18 protein-coding genes are annotated in these 21361 nt (G+C 60.3%); 4 read left to right on the top strand and 14 right to left on the bottom strand.

Features of this window, described 5'->3' with window-relative positions:
- Positions 1-216 precede the first annotated feature (216 nt).
- The 7 genes from HEP89_RS11210 to HEP89_RS11180 form a co-directional block, all read right to left on the bottom strand.
- The gene (locus HEP89_RS11210; protein WP_168692054.1) at positions 217-972 is read right to left on the bottom strand and encodes an SDR family oxidoreductase; all 756 of its coding nucleotides are present in this window, start codon (positions 970-972) and stop codon (positions 217-219) included.
- A gap of 75 nt (positions 973-1047) precedes the next feature.
- Positions 1048-1932 (bottom strand): dihydropteroate synthase, encoded by an 885-nt coding sequence (locus HEP89_RS11205; protein ID WP_023000157.1) that lies wholly within the window; start codon positions 1930-1932, stop codon positions 1048-1050.
- 99 nt (positions 1933-2031) lie between these two features.
- Entirely contained in the window at positions 2032-2430 is a 399-nt protein-coding gene (locus tag HEP89_RS11200; RefSeq protein ID WP_023000156.1) for a dihydroneopterin aldolase, read from the bottom strand.
- A gap of 117 nt (positions 2431-2547) precedes the next feature.
- Positions 2548-3729 (bottom strand): mannonate dehydratase, encoded by a 1182-nt coding sequence (uxuA, locus tag HEP89_RS11195; RefSeq protein ID WP_062486877.1) that lies wholly within the window; start codon positions 3727-3729, stop codon positions 2548-2550.
- Positions 3730-3809: 80 nt separating this feature from the next.
- Positions 3810-4550: an FCD domain-containing protein gene (locus HEP89_RS11190; RefSeq protein ID WP_062486875.1), complete on the bottom strand. Its 741-nt coding sequence runs from the start codon at positions 4548-4550 to the stop codon at positions 3810-3812.
- Complete coding sequence (locus tag HEP89_RS11185; RefSeq protein WP_077291681.1) at positions 4547-6367, bottom strand: glycoside hydrolase family 2; 1821 nt, start codon at positions 6365-6367, stop codon at positions 4547-4549. Before HEP89_RS11185 ends, HEP89_RS11190 begins: the two co-directional genes overlap by 4 nt.
- A gap of 40 nt (positions 6368-6407) precedes the next feature.
- A complete protein-coding gene (locus tag HEP89_RS11180) occupies positions 6408-7388 on the bottom strand; it encodes a TRAP transporter substrate-binding protein (RefSeq protein ID WP_031269012.1) in 981 nt (326 codons plus the stop codon).
- 247 nt (positions 7389-7635) lie between these two features.
- Here HEP89_RS11180 and HEP89_RS11175 point away from each other — a divergent pair, with 247 nt between their 5' ends.
- Genes HEP89_RS11175 through HEP89_RS11160 form a run of 4 tightly spaced genes read left to right on the top strand, consistent with a single transcriptional unit; the run spans position 7636 to position 13319 of the window.
- Positions 7636-8160 (top strand): TRAP transporter small permease, encoded by a 525-nt coding sequence (locus HEP89_RS11175; protein ID WP_156912417.1) that lies wholly within the window; start codon positions 7636-7638, stop codon positions 8158-8160.
- 25 nt (positions 8161-8185) lie between these two features.
- Positions 8186-9487, top strand: a complete 1302-nt coding sequence (locus HEP89_RS11170; protein ID WP_077291680.1) for a TRAP transporter large permease — start codon at positions 8186-8188, stop codon at positions 9485-9487.
- 8 nt (positions 9488-9495) lie between these two features.
- A complete protein-coding gene (locus HEP89_RS11165) occupies positions 9496-11886 on the top strand; it encodes a glycoside hydrolase family 31 protein (protein ID WP_077291679.1) in 2391 nt (796 codons plus the stop codon).
- Entirely contained in the window at positions 11883-13319 is a 1437-nt protein-coding gene (locus HEP89_RS11160) for a mannitol dehydrogenase family protein (protein ID WP_077291678.1), read from the top strand. Before HEP89_RS11165 ends, HEP89_RS11160 begins: the two co-directional genes overlap by 4 nt.
- 42 nt (positions 13320-13361) lie before the next feature.
- Here the strand turns inward: HEP89_RS11160 and HEP89_RS11155 are convergent, their stop codons facing one another.
- The 7 genes from HEP89_RS11155 to HEP89_RS11125 form a co-directional block, all read right to left on the bottom strand.
- Positions 13362-14216, bottom strand: coding sequence for a pyrroline-5-carboxylate reductase (locus tag HEP89_RS11155; RefSeq protein WP_228148129.1), 855 nt, complete (start codon positions 14214-14216; stop codon positions 13362-13364).
- 277 nt (positions 14217-14493) lie between these two features.
- Positions 14494-15519 carry a proline racemase family protein gene (locus tag HEP89_RS11150; protein WP_023000145.1) on the bottom strand — a complete coding sequence of 342 codons (1026 nt, stop codon included), beginning with the start codon at positions 15517-15519 and terminating at the stop codon, positions 14494-14496.
- A gap of 25 nt (positions 15520-15544) precedes the next feature.
- Positions 15545-16648, bottom strand: a complete 1104-nt coding sequence (locus HEP89_RS11145; RefSeq protein ID WP_168692053.1) for a cis-3-hydroxy-L-proline dehydratase — start codon at positions 16646-16648, stop codon at positions 15545-15547.
- Between the two features lie 22 nt (positions 16649-16670).
- Entirely contained in the window at positions 16671-17921 is a 1251-nt protein-coding gene (locus tag HEP89_RS11140; RefSeq protein WP_168692052.1) for an FAD-dependent oxidoreductase, read from the bottom strand.
- Between the two features lie 76 nt (positions 17922-17997).
- Positions 17998-19428, bottom strand: coding sequence for an aldehyde dehydrogenase family protein (locus HEP89_RS11135; protein WP_168692051.1), 1431 nt, complete (start codon positions 19426-19428; stop codon positions 17998-18000).
- A 19-nt stretch (positions 19429-19447) separates the two neighbouring features.
- The gene (locus HEP89_RS11130; RefSeq protein WP_168692050.1) at positions 19448-20380 is read right to left on the bottom strand and encodes a proline racemase family protein; all 933 of its coding nucleotides are present in this window, start codon (positions 20378-20380) and stop codon (positions 19448-19450) included.
- The gene (locus tag HEP89_RS11125) at positions 20371-21330 is read right to left on the bottom strand and encodes a dihydrodipicolinate synthase family protein (protein WP_031269009.1); all 960 of its coding nucleotides are present in this window, start codon (positions 21328-21330) and stop codon (positions 20371-20373) included. Before HEP89_RS11125 ends, HEP89_RS11130 begins: the two co-directional genes overlap by 10 nt.
- Between the last annotated feature and the right edge of the window lie 31 nt (positions 21331-21361).

Here is a 21361-nt window from a genome sequence, read left to right as displayed (position 1 = left end):
CCATCAAGCCCGGCCACTAGGACCAATTTTCTGGAATTAAGGTCACAAAACCCTGTCGCCAGCGACGTTGCCGCCGTCGATGAACCGGGTTATACGCAGACCAACCCAACCCGTCAACACCGGTTTTGATTTTTTTTGAAAGAAAATTCGCCCCACTTTCGAGGCAGTGGATATTAACCATTCGCTAACCATGAAATCCCAAGGATTTCCTCAATTTCATCCGATCGGCGCGTTTCCGAAGCCCATCAGCCGCTGCCCGGCATCCACCACCAGCGTATGTCCGGTCACCTGTTTGGCCCCAACCAAATAGATCACCGCATCAACCACATCATCAGGCCCGAGGCCCGGCCCCATTGGCGTCAGCTTCTGCCTAGCGTCAAAGTTTTCCTGGGTCTGGTCGCTCGGCAGGATCAGGCCCGGAGCAACCGCATTGACGCGAATGCCCCTGGGTCCCAGATCGTAGGCCGCCAGACGGGTTGCCCCGTCGAGCGCGAACTTTCCGCAAAAATAACTGAACCGTTCCGGGGACGCCGACAACATCTGGGTGTCGAGCATGTTCACGATCGCCCCGCCTTCCGGCAAGGGATCCTGGTTGGCGAATGCCTGCATCAGGAACACCGGCGCGGCCGCATTGACGTTCATCAGGAACTGCCAGGTATCGATCGTCAGGTCAGACAAGCTGTCTGTGTTGAATGCGGATGCGGAATTCACCAGCACCTCGACCGGTCCACCCAGTGCAGCGGCAGTGTCCTCAATCAGGCCACCGGCCGTCTCCGGCCGGCTCAGGTCTTTCTGCAAGAGAGCAGCCTTGCCGCCCTCGGCGATAATCTCGTCGTGAAGGCCCTGCGCACCCTCGGCAGAAGAGTTGTAATGGAGGCCCATGGCATAACCCTCATTCGCCAGCCCCCTGGCGATGGCCTTGCCGAGCCGTTTGCCGGCCCCTGTCACCAGTGCGATCCTGTCGGTTGCCATATGCACTCCTCCGGTTGGCTCGGGTTTGTCTCGGCTTGCCCCTCAAGAAACAGACTCTAGGAAGCGGCCAACTCTTCAGGCGAAATCCTGCAGGTTCAGGACTGGCTGCACGCGCGGCACTTCATGGCTGCGCACCAGGTTTGCCCTCGACATGACGGCCAGAGTTGCCGCGCTGGTCTGCGCCACCCGAACTTCATCACGGAACAGATACACCGCCCCGGTCAACTGCACGGTCACCGGCCAACCGAGTTCCCGCAGGCGGAACGACTGGAGAATACTGTCGGTCTGATACCGGATCCGGTCCGGCCCGTCCGGCAAGTGCAGCGCAAAGCCGAAGCCGGGATCAACCCACAGCCGCTCGATCCCGGCTTCCGTGGCCAGATGGACCCTCTCGCGGAAGAATGTGAGCTGGTGATCGAAGATATCTTCAGCCGGCGGCAAGTAATCATCGGAACGGGCATTCTTGCCGGGCGTGTAACACAGGACGATACCGGCCTGATGCTTCGCAATCGCCTCGTAGAAGGCCGGGTCGTCAACGCGTCCCGTCAGATTGACCACTCCTGCTCCGGCTTCCAGCAGGGCGACGCCCACTTCCGGATGATAGGTTTCAACGGAAACAAGAATGCCTTCGTCGGCAAGAGCCTTTACGACCGGGCGCATGCGGTCGATCTGCCGCTCGGCCGCGACGATGTCCGCAGTCTCGCCGGTCGACTCCGCGCCGATGTCGACCATCGCCGCCCCCTCCAGCGTCATGCGCCGACCACGATAAAGCGCCGCTTCGAAGGTATGGCAGACCGTTTCGCGATAGGTGCTGTCCGGTGACAGGTTCAGGACGCCCATCTGATAGGTGCGGTCCTCGAACCGCCGGCCAAACTTTTCAAATTCGAAGGTTCGGATCGGCGCTTCGAGAGCGTCGCGATATTTGAGCCAGAGAGGCAGCAGGCGGTCGGCGGAAATCATGTGAGGCGGGGCTCCCGGTGTCGAACCTCTTGCCCGGAAAAGCCGGGCGGGATCAGGCAGGTTTCAGGGCAGATAGGAAAATGCGGTGAGAGGGCAAGGTCAACGGGACGGCCGGCGGCGCTTGATGCGAATGCCGACACCCGCGGCTTCCTCAAAGATGTCCGGCTTGGTGACCTTCACGCTGACGCCTTCAACCAGCTCATTCGTCAAAACGAAATCCGCAACGGCTTCAGCCCAATCCTCGACCAGGTCGATATGACCGCCGGAGGCTGCCTTCTGCAGAATGAATTCGACCGCGTCGGCATAGGAAACAAACGCACCCGTTTCGCGCACGATCCGGCGATAGCCGGTAACGGTCTGCATTTCGATATCGAAGCAGACGGTTTGTGTCCGGTTTTTCTCGCTGTCCAGAATGCCGATCTGCGTCGCGACTTTCAGTCCTTCGATGAGGATGACATCGTGCCCGTCCTCTACAAGGGTATCGACATTCTTTTCCATTCAGGTCTCCGGGATCTCGGGCATGACCGGTGCCATCGCCATTGCCGTGAAGTTTCTCAGCAGATGGATGTAATCGGATACCGCGCCCGGTCAAGGTTGTTGCCCTGCCCGAATGACCTATTCAGCCGCCGCTTCGACTGTGTCCAGAATATCAACCGCCCGGGTCACACCGCGCAGCTCCGCCAGTCCCCGCAACCGGCCGATCGCCGGATACCCGGGCGTCGAGGTTCCACTGAGATCGTTCAATATACGATGCCCATGATCCGGCCGCATCGGGATCCACTTACCCGTTTGTCGTTCCATGCGCCGCAGTGCACGAATGATGGCGACCATATCGACGTCGCCCTCAAGATGCGCATCTTCGCGGAAACTGCGGGGATCCTGCTCGCGCCTGGTTGCCCTCAGATGGGCGAAATGGATCCGCTCACCCAATGCATCGACGATTTCGGGAATATTGTTGCCGGCGCTGACACCAAGCGACCCGGAGCAGACGGTAAAGCCGTTTGCCATTGACGGGTTCATGCCGGCAATTCGCTGCAGATCACCGATCGACCCGACGATTCGCGGCAAACCGAAGAGAGACCTCGGTGGGTCATCCGGGTGGATGGCCAGTACGGCACCCTCCTCCTCGGCGGCCGGCACGACGATTTCAAGGAAGTTCTGAAGGTTCCGGAAAAGCTCTTCTCGGCCGATACCGCGATAAGACGCGAGGCGGTCCCGGAATGTCTCCAGCGTGTAGCTTTCTTCCGAACCGGGCAGTCCTGCAATGATATTGGCGGTCAGTCTGTCCCGCTCCTCGATGGACATCCGGGCAAAGCGTTCTTCGGCAAGCGCAACATCGGCAGCATCATAGTCCGCCTCAGCGCCCTCCCGCTGCAGGATGAACAGATCGAAAGCGGCATAGGCCGCGAACTCGAACCGCAGGGCGGTTGCACCGTCTTCCAGTTCGTAGTCGAGATCCGTCCGGGTCCAGTCCAGCACGGGCATGAAATTGTAGCAAATCGTCCTGATGCCCTGGCGCGCGAGGGCGCGAACCGTCTCCGCCCAGTTTACCGCCCACTTTTCCCATCCGGGCGCCCCGGTCTTGATGTCCTCATGCACCGGAATGCTCTCGGTGACGACCCATTCCAAGCCGGCTGCCTCGATCATGCGGCGGCGGGACGCGATTTCCTCTTCCGGCCAGAAGGTGCCGTTGGGAATGTCATGCAGGGCGGTGACGATGCCGCGTGCACCTGTCTGGCGGATATCCCTCAGGGAGATGGGGTCCTGCGGTCCGAACCAGCGCCAGCTTTCGATCATCGCCTGAAGTCTTTCTTGTTGTTATCGCTGCAGCGTTTTGTGTTTGGGGTCTTGCGTCTGGCGCACATGATGCCCGGCGCTCAGGGCGCGGCCTGTGCCGGGGTATAAAGGTAACCGTCGAAATCAGGGTCGCCGACGTCGGAAAGCTCAAGCAGGGTCAGGCGAACGTTTTCCAGGTGCTGCCACATGGCAAGGCGCGCCTTCTCGGAGTTACGGTGGCGCAATGCCTCCAGAATTTCGGCGTGATCATCCAGCCATTTGGCCCGGTAGCTGAGATCGAAGATGCGGTCATGCAGCCGAGCCCACATGGAACTGTTTTCACGCTTGTTCCAGAGGTCTTCCACCTGGTCCACCAGAACACTGTTCTGGGTTGCTTCGGCGATCTGCCGGTGGAACTGCCGGTCGGCGGTGTAATCTTCCTCACCGTGTTCGATCGCCCTGCGCTCCAGATCAAGCGTCTCCCGCAGATGAATGATGTCGCTTTTGGTGATCGTGTTGGCGGCAAAGCCGGCAATGCTGCTTTCCAGGAGTTGGCGGGCCTGCAGCAATTCGAAGGGGCCGTAGTCTGCTTTCGGAATATGAAGCGAAATCTTCTCGCCGGCGGCCACATAGCTGCCGGACCCCTTGCGCACATCGAGATAGCCCTCGATTTCAAGAACGATGAAAGCTTCGCGCACCAGGGAGCGGCTAATACCGAGTTCGACCGAAATCTGTCGCTCGGTCGGAAACTTGTCGCCGGGCCTGTAGCCCTCCTCCTCGATACGCCTTGCGAGAAGTTCGGCAATTTCCTGGTACCGGCGCTTTGCAGCATCGCTGGTCATGAGGCCTTCCTTGCACCCTCCCCGGCAGCTGCAATCTCGCGATAATAGTCGGCCAGGATATGGAATGCTTTTTTCTTGGTTTTCTTGTCGGCGGCAATCAGCCCCTTGTGGTTATAGCCGTTCTGAAAAATATTTTGGCGCCGCTCAACTCGAAAATCGTAAAGTATCCACGGCGACATGCCTTTGATATATCCAAGTTCGCGCAGAGTTGCGATCTGCCTGATGTAGACTTCGGCCATGTAATCTTCGCTGAAGAGGCCAGACTTCGGACCTTTCTCACCGATAACGCCGTCAGCACCAGTTTCCGAAATCACCACCGGACGGTCCGGGTCCGAGTTCTCCCCGATCGCGGCAAGGTCATCGAAATTCTCTTCATACCATCCGTAATATTCGTTGAGGCCGATGATATCGATATGCGCCGCGAGCCTGTCTTCGATCCGGTTCCGGGCGTGGTTCACCAGACAGGCTGCGGAAGTCAGCCGGGTCGGGTCGAGACGTTTGCAGGTTTCGGCAAGGCCTTTCATGAAGGTAAGCCGGGCATCCGTGTCAGGATTCTCGTTTCCGACGGACCAGATGACGACACTTGCCCGGTTGCGATCCCGCTTGATCAGTTCCGACAACTGGTTTTCAGCATCGCGATAGGTCGCCGGATTGGCAAAATCGATGGCCCAGTAGACCGGGATTTCCTCCCACAGCAAAAAGCCGAGTTCATCAGCAATCTGAGCCGCCCGTTCGTGATGCGGATAATGTGCAAGTCGCAGATAGTTGCAGCCCAGTTCGCGCGCATGGGCAAAGCGGCGGCGCAAATCATCCTCATTTGTCACCTTGCCGAGGAGTGCATCGTCCTCGTGGACGGAAATCCCGCGAAGGAACAGAGGCGCCCCGTTCAGCAGAATATCCGTGCCGCGGCGCTCGATCTGGCGAAAACCGATCCGGTCGCACACACGGTCTTCGCCGCAGGTGACGCTGACATCATAAAGGACGGGCGTTTCCGGGCTCCACAGTTGCGGCCGGGCTGAAATGTCGAGCGTTCCCTTGCCGTCCGCATCCAGCACAATTTCTTTTTCGATGCCAAGCCCGGGAATGGAAAGCGTCACAGCACCAGCCGGCACACCGTCGACGGCGACTTCGGCCCGCAGCGTGGAGTATGTGCCGTCCGGCACAAGGTAAAGAAAGAAGTCCTTGATAAGGGTCTTCGGTGTTTCGAAAAATGACACTTCCCGATAGAGACCACCGTAGTTGAACCAGTCGGTATTGCGCATCGGCACCCGGTCGCGTGTCCGGATGTTGTTGACGCAGGCCATGATCCAGTTGCGGCCGGTCTTCAGTTTGCCCGTCAGCTCGACGCAGAAAGGTGTCGAGGCACCGTAGTGGTTGCCAAGGAACTCGCCGTTCAGGAAGATCTTGCAGTCGTAGCTCGCGGCACCGAACCTCAGAAACTGGCGCTTGGAACTGTCCACCGTCTCGATGTCGAGAGCCCGCGTGTACCAGGCGCTGCCTTCGAAGAAGTACCACTTCTCCTTCATCATCGCCCAGTTGGATGGAACCGGCACCGTTTCCCCCACGTAGGGATCATAGTCCCAGGGTTCAGTGCGGTTTTCCGGCGCCTCCGGCAGCATGGCAAACCATTTCTGCCGGAGGCCGGTGTCGAGCAGATCGACACAGAAAGTCCAGTCGCCATCAAGGCTTTCCGATGCCCGCCCACCCATGAAGATCAGGCCGTCATGACACAAGGATTGCGTGTTGAAGGGCACGTCATAGTCTTCGTCATGCAGCGCCTGCAAGGCGTTGTCGGCGAGATGGGAGCGTTCGAGCATCGGTCAGGTCTCCGGCAGGACTTTAAGGTGTTTTCAGATGTTATTGCGCAGCTGCCTTGATGCGCTTGATCAGGTCGGCAACGACCGGAGACTTGGCCGCTGCTTCCTCATGCATCGGCAGGACCGCTTCGATGAACGGACCCTTTTCCACTTCGACGAATTCCACGCCGAGTTCGCTCTTCGCGGTCTCGACCGCTTCCGCACTCATGGCATCCCACTGCTCGCGGTGGAAATCCATGGATTCACGCGCGGCCGTGCGCATGGCTTCCTTCTGCTCGTCGGTCAGATCGTTCCAGGAGCTGGTGGAAATCATCACGACGGACGGGATCATGGTGTGGCCGTCGTCGGAATAGAACTTGGAAACCTCGCCGTGACGGGCGGAAGTGAGCGCGATCGGGTTGTTTTCAGCGCCATCGACAACACCCTGCTGCAGGGCGCTGTAAAGCTCGCCCCAGGCAATCGGGGTCGGGTTGGCACCGAGCAGCTCAACCATGCGAATGGCAGACGGGCTCGGCTGAACGCGGATCTTCATGCCTTTCAGGTCGGCCGGGGAATGGATCGCCTTGTTGGCGTAGAAGGAACGTGCGCCCTCGATGTAATAGGCAAGGCCGATGAAGCCCTTGTCCTCGGACGAGGCAAGAATGTCCGCACCGATGTCATTGGTCAGAACGTCGTAGTAGTGGTCGGCACTGACGAAGATGTAGGGCAGGTTGAGCGCACCGTAGGATTCCTCGAAGGCCTCCAGTTCGGATGCGTTGGAACGGGCCATGTCCAGGGAACCGTTCTGCATCAGCTCCATGGATTCACGCTGGGTGCCAAGCTGAGCGTTGGCATAGATGCGGATTTTCAGATCGCCGTCTGTCAGCTCTTCAACGCGCTCCGCCATGAACTGCATCGACTTGTGCAGCGGATGGTCTTCCGGGTTGTTGTGATTGAGGCGCAGCGTCTTGGCGCTGGCGGCAGAACCCAGAGCGACGACGCCCGCGGCAAGAACAGCCGCCAGCTTAACGAATTTCGACATGATTTCCTCCCAATTGCAGCCTTGGCCGCAGGACTTGCGTTCCGTGCCGGAACGGATCGGTTGGCCGCGGGACTTGCAAGGCCAGACCGCCGCGGATGAGGAATTGTTCGTCCAATTTTCAAAATCAGTCAACCTTTTTTAGAAAATTGGTTGACCAATTTAATTTCCTGACGCATGTCTTACTGTGTCGGAGCCCACGCCGCGCCTGTTGCCGCGGCAAGAACGAGGCCTGCGCGGGAGGAATATCGTGACAGTCATCACCAGAGGCGTGGACATGGTCCTGCGTCTCGTCATCACCATCGCCTTCGCCGTCCTGGTTGCCTGTGTCGTCTGGCAGGTCGTCTCGCGCTACGTGCTGCAAAGCCCGAGCACGGTAACAGACGAAATGGCCCGCTTCCTGTTCATCTGGGTTGCTCTGCTGGGCGGGGCTTACACCTTCGGCCAGCGACGACACCTTGCCATCGACCTGCTTCCCGTCATCACCACAGGCATCCTGCGCCTTCTGGTCAATATCGGCATCATTGCCGCCATCGCACTCTTTGCAGGGGTCGTGATGGTCTACGGCGGGCTCGACCTGGTCAGCCGGACACTGGAAACCCAGCAGGTATCCCCGGCGCTGCGCCTCCCCATGGGCCTCGTCTATATCGCGATCCCGTTCTCCGGGCTCTGCATTCTCTACTACTGCCTGACATTTCTGGCCGACCTCTTTCGCACTGGCCGCGGCCCGAACGAACAGGAAGGCACCGCCAGCGTCGGCGGCCCTCTGGACTGAAACCTGACCGGGAACGAGTAACTTCATGGATATCCAATCTGTCCTCGTCCTGTTCGGGACATTCGCTTTTCTGATGATCCTGGGCGTACCGATCGCCTTCGCCATCGGTCTTGCAGCTTTCGCCACCTTCCTGCTGTTCATGTCGTTCGACCAGTCGGTCTATATCGTCGCGCAGCAGGTCGCCTCCGGTCTCGACAGCTTCACCCTGCTGGCCATTCCGTTCTTCATTCTGGCGGGCAACATCATGAACCGGGGCGGCATCGCCATGCGCCTGATCGAGTTCGCGAAGGTTCTGGCCGGCCGCCTGCCCGGCGCGCTTGCCCACTGCAACGTCATCGCCAACATGATGTTCGGCTCCATCTCGGGCTCCGCCGTTGCCTCGGCCGCCGCTGTCGGCGGCGTGATGTCTCCGCTTCAGAAGAAGGAAGGCTACGATCCGGCGTTCAGCGCGGCGGTCAACATCGCCTCCTGCCCGACCGGCCTTTTGATCCCGCCGAGCGCAACCTTCATCGTCTATTCGCTGATTACCAACGGCACCTCCATCGCGGCCCTGTTCGTTGCCGGTTACATTCCGGGCATCCTGATGGGGCTCAGCTTGATGGTCGTCGCCGGCATCATTGCCAAGCGCAGGGGATATCCGGTTGCCGAACGGCCCAGTGGCCAGGAAGTTATCGCCAAGACGCTGGACGCCATGCTGCCACTTGGCCTGATCGTGATCGTCATGGGCGGCATCATCGGCGGCATCTTCACCGCAACCGAAGCTTCAGCCGTTGCTGTTGTCTATACGCTCTTCCTGAGCGTGATCTGGTACAGGGAAATCTCACCGCGCGAACTTCCCGGCATCATCCTGGAAAGCGCGGTGACAACGTCCATCGTGCTGCTGATGATCGGCTGTTCCATCGCCATGTCGAAAGCGATGGCCTTTGCGGATATCCCCTATTCGATCTCCGACACGCTGCTGAGCCTTTCTGAAAATCCGCTCGTCCTGCTGCTGATCATCAACCTGGCGCTGCTAGTGGTTGGCACCTTCATGGACATGACGCCCGCATTGCTGATCTTCACCCCCATCTTCCTGCCGGTGGTGGAAGATCTCGGCATGGACCCGGTGCATTTCGGCGTCGTCATGACCTTCAACCTGTGTATCGGCATCTGTACACCGCCAGTGGGGTCGGCACTCTTTGTCGGCTGCTCGGTCGGCGGGGTGAAGATCGGCCAGGTACTCAGACCCATGCTCGGCTTCTACGCGGTGCTGGTCGCTCTCCTGCTGCTGGTCACTTACGTACCTGCCCTCAGCCTGTTCCTGCCGCGCGTTCTCCTCGGCTACTAGGATCTGTCATGAAAGCCCTCAAAAACTGGCGTTACCTGGGCCGCTCCAGCGCCGGGATCGCACTTGAAGTCGAGAACCGGCACCGCCTGGTAGTCAAGGTTCTCGAAAATGCGCTCATCCGCGTTGTTCTGCTGAAGGACGGGACCTATCGTCTGGACCGGACCTGGGCGATCGCACCGGAAGGCGACGTGCCGTTCGACGGCCGTGCGCGGGACGACCTCGCAGGCTTTTCCTGCCCCGACTTCGTGCTGGAAGAGCAGGAAGGCAGGCTTGTCCTGGAAACGGAAATCCTGCGCCTGACCATCAATATCCCGCTTGCCTTCGTTTGGGAAAGCCGGCCCGCTGCTGGCGAACCCTGGCAGGAGATCGCCCGCGACCGGCCCCAGGACGCCTACATGATCGGGCGCCGCGACCATCGCAATCATCATTTCATGCGGCGAAACCCGGATGAGCGTTACTACGGTCTCGGCGAAAAGGCCGGTGGCCTGGAGCGCACCGGCAGGCGGTTCGAGATGCGCAATCTCGATGCCATGGGATACGACGCGCAAACCACAGACCCGCTCTACAAGCACATTCCCTTCACCATCACCGACAAGGGCCGGCTCGGCGCAGTCGGGCTCTACTACGACACGCTGGCCCCCTGCTGGTTCGACCTCGGCAACGAGAAAGACAACTACCACCTGCCTTTCCGCGCCTTCCGCGCCGCCGATGGTGACCTTGACTATTACTTCAGCTGGGCACCGAGCGTTCTGGATATCGTCAAGCAGCATCACCGGCTGACGGGCGGCACCGCCTTCATGCCACGGTGGGGGCTTGGGTACTCCGGCTCGACCATGGCCTATACCGATTCCGAAAATGCACAGGAACGGCTGATGGAGTTCCTTGGCAAGCTGTCGGAAGAAGACATGCCCTGCGACAGTTTCCAGATGTCGTCGGGCTATACAGCCATCAAGGGCAAGCGCTACGTGTTCCATTGGAACACCGACCGCTTCCCCGATGTCGAGACCATGACCCGGGCCTATGCCGAGGCCGGCATCAACCTCATCGCCAATATCAAGCCGGTGCTTCTGGACGACCACCCGCTGTTCAAGGAAGCAGCCGAGGCCGGGCTCTTCATTCGCGACAGTGAAACCGGCGCACCCGAGCAATCACCTTTCTGGGACGGCTATGGTTCACACCTTGACTTCACCAACGAGGACACCGTCCGCTGGTGGCAACAAAACCTGAAGGACAAGCTCTTTTCCAGAGGCATTCCTTGCACCTGGAATGACAATAACGAATATGAGGTGTGGGACGATGAAGCGGTCTGCGCCGGTTTCGGAAAACCGATCCCGGTCAATCTGATCCGTCCACTGCACAGCCAGCTGATGACACGGGCTTCGTTTGAGGCTCAGGTTGCCCACCAACCGAAAAAGCGGCCCTACCTGATTTCCCGTTGCGCCTGCCCCGGCACGCAACGCTATGCCCAGACCTGGACGGGCGACAATTTCACCAGCTGGGACACGTTGCGCTGGAACATTCCGATGGGCCTCGGCCTCAGCCTCTCCGGCTTCTACAACATCGGCCACGATGTCGGCGGCTTTGCCGGCCCGCGGCCGGAGCCGGAGCTGTTCCTGCGCTGGGTACAGAACGGCATTTTCCATCCGCGTTTCACGATCCATTCCTGGAACGACGACGGCACCGCCAACGAAGCCTGGATGTATCCGGAAATAACGCCGCTCGTGCGCAACGCACTGAAGTTACGCGCGCAGCTGATCCCTTATCTTTACACCCTGCTGCACCGTGCCGTGACCGAAGGCGAGCCGATGCTGCGGCCTCTGTTCCTGGATTATCCGAACGACCCTGCCTGCCGGGAGGCTGATTTCGACTTCCTGCTGGGCCGGGATCTTCTGGTCGCGACAGTGGTCGAGGAAGGCGCAACGTCGCGGCGGGTCACGCTGCCTGCCAACGAAGAAGGCTGGTGGGCCTTTGACGGCAGCAACTGGTATGAAGGCGGCCAGATGATCGACGTTCCGGTGGCTCTTGATACCATTCCGCTGTTCGTTCGAGGCGGTACAGTGCTGCCGATGGCAGCCGAAAACCTGAGGTCGACACCGTCTTCCGACACCTTGCGCACGTGGTGTATCTACCCACAGCCGGAAGGAACACCGGACAGGCACTCGCAGTTTTATGACGATGACGGTGACACGGTGGACGCACTGGCTGGCGAGAGCTGTTTGACCCGGCTTTGCCTCTCCCGAACAGGGGAAACAGTCCATCTGGATTGGCAAAGATCCGGCAACTGGCAACCCGCCTTCGACAAGGTCACCCTTTGGCTGGCCGGTGCCGGCACCTTGGCCGTCAACGGGACCGAGCGGAAAACGGGCGAAACAATCGACTTCACGGTGAGCCAGTCATGAGCAGCGTCAGTCACTTGGTTGAAACGGTCGACTACGACCGGACAAAGCTGCGCATCCGACTGCTGCACATCGGTTTTGGCGCCTTTGCCAAGGCACATGTTCTGGTGTTTCACGACGATATGCTACGCCGGACGGCAAGCGACTGGGGCGTCGTGGTTGCCCGGCTCAACTCCGGTGCGGACGAACTCACCGGTCTTGACGAGGCGGACGGACTTTTCACTGTCGGCGAGATGTCCGGTGACGACCTCTCCTTGCGCGAGGTCGGCGCTATCTGTGCGACGGTCCACCCCAAGCGTGATGGCATCGATGCCTTGCCGAACCGGATCGCCGATCCGGATCTCGCAGTGATCACACTGACAATCACCGAGAAAGGGTATTGCCTGAAAGATGGCAGGCTGGATGAAGACAATCCCGGCATCCAGCAGGACCTTGCAACGCCAGATGCCCCTTCCACGGCCATCGGCGTGCTGGTGGAAGGCCTCAGGCGGCGACATGCAGCCGGTCTCGCCGGTTTGACGATCCTGTCGTGCGACAATCTTCCCGCCAACGGCGAGCTGTGCCGTCGTGCGGTCCTGGATTTCGCCGCGCGGCTCAACCCGGATTTGGCAGAATGGATCGAAGGCAATTGCACTTTCCCCTGTTCCATGGTCGATCGCATCACACCGGCAATGACCGACAGTTCGTTCGCAACGCTTGAGGACGCACTAGGTCGCGCTGACCGGAACGGTATCCTGTGCGAGACATTCCGCCAGTGGGTAATTGAAGACCGGTTTGCCGGCCCACGTCCGGATTGGCATCTGGCAGGTGCTGAATTCGTTGAAGATGTGGCGCCGTTTGAAGACATGAAACTTCGGATGCTGAACGGCAGCCATTCGTTTCTCGCCTATCTTGGGGCGCTGGCAGACAAGGAAACGATTGCCGACTGCATGGCCGATCCGGCCTTCCGGCAGGCAGCCCTCAACCTGATGCTGAACGAACAGGCCCCGACGCTGTCCGTGCCGGACGGTGTCGATATCAAGGCCTATGCCGAAGCCCTGATTGCCCGGTTTGAAAACACCGCGCTTCATCACAAGACCACCCAGATCGCTTCTGACGGCAGCCAGAAACTGCCGCAACGGCTGCTGGCACCAATCCGGCAACATCTGAAGGACAACAGCCCCTGGCCGCTATCGGCACTCGCCGTTGCCGCATGGATGCTCTATTGCCGCGGTGTTTCAAGAACGGGCGCCTCGCTGCCGTTGAACGACCCCCTGTCCGCAAGGATTAGCACCATTGTGCAGGAAACGGACGGCAACGCGTATGTCGACAGGATGCTGTCGCTCTCGGAGGTTTTCGGCGACGACCTGCCAGGATCAGCGGCCTTTGGCAGCACAATCAGATCCGCTTACCAACGGCTGCAAACCTCGGATATAGCCTCAGTTCTGAAGGCCTAGAGACCTGCGGAAGAGCCAGATGGCTTCTGCTGGAAACCGCCGCTAGTCCCTGACGAGCCGCAGGGTCCGGGGCTGCTCGGCAGGTTTCAGTCCGGACAGTTCCTTGCAGCGCTCGGCAGCGGCTTCAACCGTGCGGCGGGCGAGATCCTGAATGCCGTTCTCGTCAGCCATGAACTCCAGCATGCCTGCTTCGGTCGTGCCGCCTTTGGACGTCACGGCGACGCGGAACCCGGTCGCATCCGCGTCCGGCTGCGCAAGCATGCGCCCGGCGCCGGCCACTGTGCGCACGGCCAACTCATGGGCAAGGTCCTCCGGCAGACCAAGGCGTGCCCCTGCCGCGGCAAAGGCCTCAGCCATGGCAAACACATAGGCAGGCCCTGCACCGGACAAGGCAGTAACCACCGGCAGCAGGCCTTCGTCCGGCAATTCGACAACCGAGCCGAAGGCGGCAATCAGCTTGAGGGCTTCCACCTTCTGGCTGGCAGTCAGCGCCTCGTTGGCAACAAAGGTCGAGACAGCAGAGCCGACCGTTGCCGGCAGGTTGGGCATCGCGCGAATGATTGGCGTTCCATCCGGGAATTGCTTTTCCAGCACTGAAATCGGTTTACTGGCCGCAATCGACAGGATCACCGTTTCGCCACCACCGAAGGAGCCGAGCGGCGCCAGAACCTTCTCCACGATCTGCGGACGAGTGGCGATGACAATCGCGGCCGGAGACGCCGGGAAAGGCTCGTTGATGTTGACGCCCGCCTGGCTTTGCAGCCAGCCGGACGGTCGGGGATCGCGCACGTAGATGGAACCGGCAGGCATTCCCTTTGCCAGCCAGGCTTCCACCAGAGCCTTGCCCATGAAACCGCAACCAATGAGGCAAACGCCTCTTTTCGCCAATTTGTCCATAATCATGCGTTCGCAAATATTCAGGTCTTGGCGCTACTAAAATGCTTTCCTGCATCACTCACAAGTCTTAACCGGCCGATACTGGTAATTTTTCCTTTCCTCCAAAATTCGCTTTAGAGGAATGGAGTTGAGGAATTCAGTTTACTTGACGTTTTTCCTTATAGACGAATGACGTAAGGAAGCTTGCCAGTAGAGCCATATCGATATTTATGACAAGTCCCGCTAGGGAAACACCCCAACAAGACCAGTCATTCTCTACGTCACCTCAGCCCGACAATCACGCACCCCAGGTGTCGCTGAGCTTGTAGCCACCCGGCCAGGGGTCGCTTGGGTCGAGCATGTGTTGGTGAATGCCGGTGACCCAGCCACGCCCGGAAATTTCCGGAACAATCCCGGCCCGGTCGCCCGCCATCTGTTGTGAAACGATGCGGCCGGTGAAGGTGGACCCGATGATGGAAACGGCTTCGAAGGTGTCGCCGACGTTCATTTGCCCCTTCGCCGCCATCAGCGCCATCCGGGCAGAAACGGCCGTACCCGTTGGGGAGCGGTCGACCTTGCCCGGCTGGATGGCAACAGCGGACCGTCCGGAGAGGCCCGTCGGCGTCTTCGACAGCGGGCCGCAGAAGGCGCAGAAGGAGATGTGGTTCCAGTCGGCATTTTCCGGATGGGAAAAGCCGAGCTGTTCGTTGGCTGCATTGGTGATCCGGACACCCAGGCGGGCAATGTCCTTGGCCTCGTCTTCGACGATCCCGAACCCGAGCGCCTCGGCGTCGACGACCACGAAACTGTCGCCGCCATAGGCGGTGTCGACCGTCAGCGTGCCGATGCCTTCCACTTCCAGCGGCACTGACAGTTTGTCGGCAAAGCTGGTGACGTTCTGGACGAAGATGCGCTCCGCCTTGCCGTTCCGGCATTCGGCCTTCACCCGCACCAGTCCGCCGGGCGCTTCCAGAACCATCTCCGTGACCGGTTCGACCATCGGAACAATACCGCCGTCAAGCAGCACCGTGGAGACACAGATCGAGTTGGATCCTGACATCGGCGGCGTGTCTTCCGGCTCCATGATGATGAAGGCGGCATCCGCCTCCGGATGTTTGGGCGGGACAAGCAGGTTCACATGACGGAACACACCCCCGCGCGGTTCGTTCAGCACGAAATTGCGCAGCGTCTGGTCCTTCGCGATGAAACTTCTCTGTTCCCAGAGCGTTTCGCCCGGCGGAGGGGCGACGCCGCCGACGATCACGTCGCCGACCTCGCCTTCCGCGTGGCAGGAAATCACATGGATGGTCTTGCTGCTGCGCATGTCTCTGCCCTTGAGGTCAGCCGGTTCAGGAATAGCGAGCGACAGGTTCACCCAAAGCATCGAAGATCGGCGTGACGCCGAGGCCCGGCAGCTCGGAAGCCGTCATGCGGCCATTGACACGCTTGGGTGCGCCTTCCGCGATATCGACCGTGCCGTAGCTGTTGAAGTCCGTTGCCGAGAAGGTGAAATCCGATGGGGTCGAGCGCGCCAGATGGGCGATCGCCGCCGTAACGATGTCCCCGCCCCAGGTGTCTTCGATGGTCATCGGAATGCCGTGGGCAACGCAGAGATCGCGCATCAGCTTGGCCTTGGTCAGGCCACCGACCTTCGATATCTTCAGGTTGATGCAATCCATCGCGTCTTCGGAAATGCCCCGCACCAGCGTGTTCGGCCCGTCGATCACCTCGTCCAGAACGAAGGGCAGCGCCGTCCGGCGGCGAATGGAGACGCTTTCCTCATATGTGAGGCAGGGCTGCTCGATATAGACATCAAGCGAGGACACTGCCCCGACGACGCGCGCGGCTTCATGCCGGGTCCAGCCGGTGTTGGCGTCGGCCACCAGCAGATCCGATTTCTTCAAAACTTCGCGGGTGGCGTGGATGCGGTCGATATCGTCATTGGCATCGCCGCCGACCTTCAGCTGGAACTTGGTATAGCCTTCGGCCGCATAACCTTCGATCTTCTTTGCCATGATCTCCGGCGCTTCCTGGCTGATCGCCCGGTAAAGCACCACGTCGTCCTGGGCTGCACCGCCAAGCAACGTATAAAGCGGCTGGCCCGTCGCCTTGCCCAGCAGGTCCCAGCAGGCGATGTCGATCGGCGCCTTGGCATAGGGATGACCGCGCAGCGCAGCATCCATCACCCGGTTGATTTCACCGATATTGAGCGGATCCTTTCCGATCAGGTGGGGCGCCAGTTCCTGAAGCCCTGACCGCACCCCAAGGGCATAACTCGGCAGATAGGCAGACCCGAGCGGGCAGCATTCGGCATAGCCCTTGAGGCCTTCGTCGGTCTCGATCTCGACAACGGTGCTGTCGAAGACTTCCACGAAATTGCCGTTGGACCAGCTGTAACGCCCTTCTTTCAGGGGAAGGTCGACCTGAAAGACGTTGATGGCCGTAATTTTCATGAAGTTCCTCCTCCAAAAGAGTTTAGAAGCGCCGCGCGGAAAAGGCGGCCATATCGACGGGGTTTTGTGTACCGGATACGAGATTGGCGACCAGTTCCGCCGTCCCCGCGGACTGCGTCAGGCCGAGGTGACCATGCCCGAAGGCATAGACGACCCGGCGGTCACCGGGTGAGCGGTCGATGACGGGCAGGCTGTCGGGCATGGAGGGCCTGAAGCCCATCCATTTCTTGCCGCCGTCTGTGTTCAGGGCAGGCAGGAACCGCCTGGCCTTGTCCAGCAGGATGTCGGCGCGCTTGAAATTCGGCGGAAGCGTCAGCCCACCCAATTCGACGGCCCCTCCGACACGGACGCCGCCATTGATCTTGGTAACGACGAAGCCGTGACCGGAAAAGGTCAGGTGGGTTTTCAGGTCAAAGGAGCCTTCCGGCAGTGTCGTATTGTAGCCGCGTTCGGTCTCAAGAGGGATGCGGTCGCCGATCGTCTTTGCAAGGTGGTGCGACCAGGCACCTGCGGCCACGACGACCTGTTTCGCCATCCAGGCCTTATCGGAAGCGTCGATCTGAACACTGTCTTCACTTGGCTTCAGACCTGATACGTCAGCGCTTTCGATCCGTCCGCCCCGCTGCAGGAAGACAGACGTCAGATGCGCCAGCCAGCGGGCGGGATCACAAGTGTTGGTCCAGTCCGGCGTGAAGGCGGCATGAGTGAAGCGACAGTCAAGACCCGGCTGAATGGCGGCGATAGCTTCCGGGCTTTCTAGTAGCTCGAAGCGGATGCCATGTTGCTTGCGCAGCTCCCAGCCGGGCAGGCTGGCACGGAATTCCGCTTCGCCTTCATAAAGCTGCAGCTGCCCTTCGGCCTGGATCAGGGAGGCTGCTCCGGTGTCCGAAACCTCCCGGGCAAGCGCCTCCTGCGCCAGCTTCATCAAGGCGGCCTGTGCCGACATCGACGCCTGGTAGCGATCCGGCCAGCTTGCCCGCCAGAACCGCAGCATCCAGGGTGCGATCTTGAGGGCATAGGCGGGCGGAACGGAGAGCGGACCCAGCGGATCGAGCAACCATTTCGGTGCCTTGCGCATGATGCCGGGCGTTGCCAGCGGAACGATATCGGTAAAGGCGAAAGCTCCGGCGTTCATCTCCGATGCGCGTGCCGTTTCCGCCTGCCGATCCAGCACAAGCACCTGCCGCCCCCTTGCCTGCAGGGCAAGCGCGGAACTGATGCCGATGATGCCGGTGCCGATCACGATGATATCCTGGACGGTCTCGTCCGCCATTTTCAAAGTCTTTCAAAAAGGCCTGCGAGGCAGGGCGAAGTGCCCCGCAGGCAGTTTGCTGCCTGTTGGCCACACTTTAGGGGAGCGTGTAGGCAGTCTTGACCGAAGTGTAGAATTCAGCGGCGTAACGGCCTTGCTCGCGCGAGCCGAAGCTGGATCCTTTGGTGCCGCCAAAAGGCACGTGATAATCGACACCTGCCGTCGGCAGATTGACCATCACCATGCCGGCCTCGGCATTGGCCTTGAAGTGGCTGGCATGTTTCAGCGACGTGGTACAGATACCAGCGCTCAACCCGAATTCCGTATCGTTGGCGACAGCCAGCGCTTCCTCGTAATCCTTCACGCGAATAACGGATGCGACCGGGCCGAAGACCTCTTCGGTGTTGATCCGCATGGCGTTGTCGGTTTCGCTCACCAGGGCCGGCGCCATGTAGAAACCTTCCGTGTTGCGGTTGAGCCGTTTCCCGCCCTGAACCTTGCCGCCTTCCTTTGCCGCGATATCGACATAGGAAAGGTTCTGCTGCAGTTGCCGCTCATCGACCACCGGCCCCATCTGCACGCCATCTTCCAGAGCATTGCCGACCTTCAGCGCCTGCATGCGCTCGGCAAGGGCTTCGACGAACCGGTCGTGAATGCCCTCGGTCACGACCAGCCGCGAGCTTGCCGTGCAGCGCTGACCGGTCGAGAAGAAGGCACCGTTGAGCGAAGCTTCGACGGCGATGGCAAGGTCGGCATCGTCCAGAACCACCATTGGGTTCTTGCCGCCCATTTCCAGCTGCACCTTCTTCAGGTGCTGACCACAGGCCGCCGCGATTCCCCGCCCCGTCGGCACCGAGCCGGTAAAGGAAATCGCCTTCACCTTCGCACTTTCCACCAGGCGCGGACCAATCTGCGAGCCACGTCCCATCACGAGGTTGACCACGCCTTCCGGCAAGCCGGACCGGGACAGGATCTCGATGAGCGCATGCGCGCAACCCGGCACCAGCTCAGCCGGTTTCAAGATGACTGCGTTGCCGTAGCAAAGTGCCGGAGCAATCTTCCAGGCAGGGATTGCAATCGGGAAGTTCCAAGGTGTGATCAGCCCGACAACCCCGATCGGAAACCGGGTGACGTCAACTTCGATACCGGGCCTGACGGATGCCAGTCTGTCGCCAGCGAGGCGCAATGCTTCGCCGGCAAAGAATTTGAAGATCTGCCCGGCACGCGCCACCTCGCCAATACCTTCCGGCAATGTCTTGCCTTCCTCACGCGAAAGCAGACGGCCTAATTCGGCCTTGCGAGCCAGAAGTTCTGTCCCGACGAAATCCAGCACATCAAAACGCTGCTGCGGCGTCGACGCCGCCCAGCCAGGTGCTGCCTGATGCGCTGCATCGATGGTCTGGTCCAGCTGATCGACACCGGCCTTCGCCGCGTAGCCGAGGATATCGCTGATATCGGACGGGTTGACGTTGGGCGTGCTGTCGGTTGTTTCGAGCCACTGCCCGCCGACAAAATTCCTGTAATCCATAACTTGGCTTATCCGGGGCTTAAAGGCGTATCCCTGCGCGGTAGGGGTCCGCCGGATTGAAAATCAGGTTGGCATCGGACGTGACGAAGGCCTGTCCGGTGATGGTCGGAATAACGCCGCCGCCCGGGCCGGGCTGGTAGCTGATCTTGTAGGTGCTGCCGATGACGCTTTCCTGCAGATAGTCCTCACCCGGTGCCAGCGCACCATCGGCGGCAAGGCAGGCCAGCTTGGCCGAACAGCCTGTTCCGCAGGGCGAGCGGTCATACGCACCACCCGGGCACAGCACGAAGTTGCGGCTTTGCGCGGACGGGTCTTCGGCCGGCCCGAACAGCTCGATATGGTCGATCCAGGCACCGTCCTTACCGGTAACACCGGCCTTTTCCAGCGCATCGCGGATCTTCAGCGTGAGGTCGGTCAGCGGGCGGATATTGGCACCCGTCAGGGCAACCGGGCTGTTCTTGACCAGGAAGAACCAGTTGCCGCCCCAGGCAACATCACCGGTGACCGGACCAATGCCTTCGACCTCGACCGTGACATCCTTCGCCAGCCGGTAGCTTTCGATGTTGACCACCGACACCGTGTTGGCGTCGAACAGATCGATCTCGACCACGCCCACCGGCGTTTCGAACTTGTGCCGCCCCGGCCCGATCCGGCCGAGATGCGCCAGGGTGACACCAAGGCCGATGGTGGCGTGGCCGCACATGCCAAGGTTCTGCAGGTTGTTGAAGTAGATCAAGCCGGCAACACAATCCGGATCGGACGGCGGCACCAGCAGCGCACCGATAATGGCATCGTGACCACGCGGTTCCAGAACGACGGAAGCGCAGAAATCGAGATGCTCGGCTTCCAGCCGGGCGGCGCGTTCCGCCAGTGTCCCCGATCCGAGATCGGGGCCACCATCAAGCACGACGCGGGTCGGTTCACCCGCGGTATGGCTGTCGATTACGCGCATTCGGCGATCACGCCGCCTTGCGTGCTCCAGTCGGCGTACCAGGTCTTGAACAGCTTGTACTGCGCTTCGACATAGTTGCGCTGCGCATCGTTGAGGGCATCGGTCTCGTTGAAGTGCAGCGTGTATTCGGTGTCGCCGTTCAACACCATCAGGTGCTTGTAGTAGAGCACCAGGTCCGGGCCTTCATCGAAACTGGACAGAACAGCCAGCGCCTCTTCCAGTTCCTTTGCCCGCAGGCGCGCTTCCGCATGGCCTTCTGCGGCCTTCTTGCAAAGCGCCACCAGATGCAGGACTTCCTTGGGAATGGCATTGCCGATACCTGTGATCGCACCGGTCGCACCACAGTTGATGAAACCGTGATAGACAGCGGTGTCGACACCGACCATCAGCGTCACCTGGTCGTCCTGCGAGGTGATGTTTTCAGCTGCATAGCGCAAGTCCGCAAGGCCGCCGAATTCCTTGAAGCCGATCAGGTTCGGGAATTCCCGGCGCAGGTCGAAGAACAGGTCGGCGCGGGTGGCGAAACCGTAATAGGGGCTGTTGTAGATCACCGCCGGCAGGTTCGGAGCCGCTTTCAGGATATCGCTGAAATGGTTGCGCTGCGCCGACACGGAAATGCCGCGAGACAGAACGCGCGGGATGACCATGAGACCATGCGCACCAACCTTTGCCGCATGGGCGGCATGGGCAACGGCGGATTTGGTGTTGACCGCACCGGTTCCAACGACCACCGGTACACCCGCCTTCACCAGACGCTCGACGCCTTCCATGCGCTGCTCGTCCGTCAGGAGAGGCCAGTCGCCCATGGAGCCGCAATAGACGACGGCGGACATGCCGGCTTCGATCAGTTCCTTGCCCTTCTTCACGAGGGCATCGAAATCGGGCGAACGGTCGGCCTTGCACGGGGTCATCAGGGCAGGCATGCAGCCGGAAAAGATATTGGACGTCATCATTCACTCCTGGATGGGTCAGGCCTGTCGG

It is taken from the genome of Labrenzia sp. 5N (assembly GCF_012395805.1).
Classification (GTDB): domain Bacteria; phylum Pseudomonadota; class Alphaproteobacteria; order Rhizobiales; family Stappiaceae; genus Roseibium; species Roseibium algicola.
The sequence above is the reverse complement of the archived record's forward strand: the minus strand, read 5'-3'. Positions and strand labels throughout refer to the sequence as shown.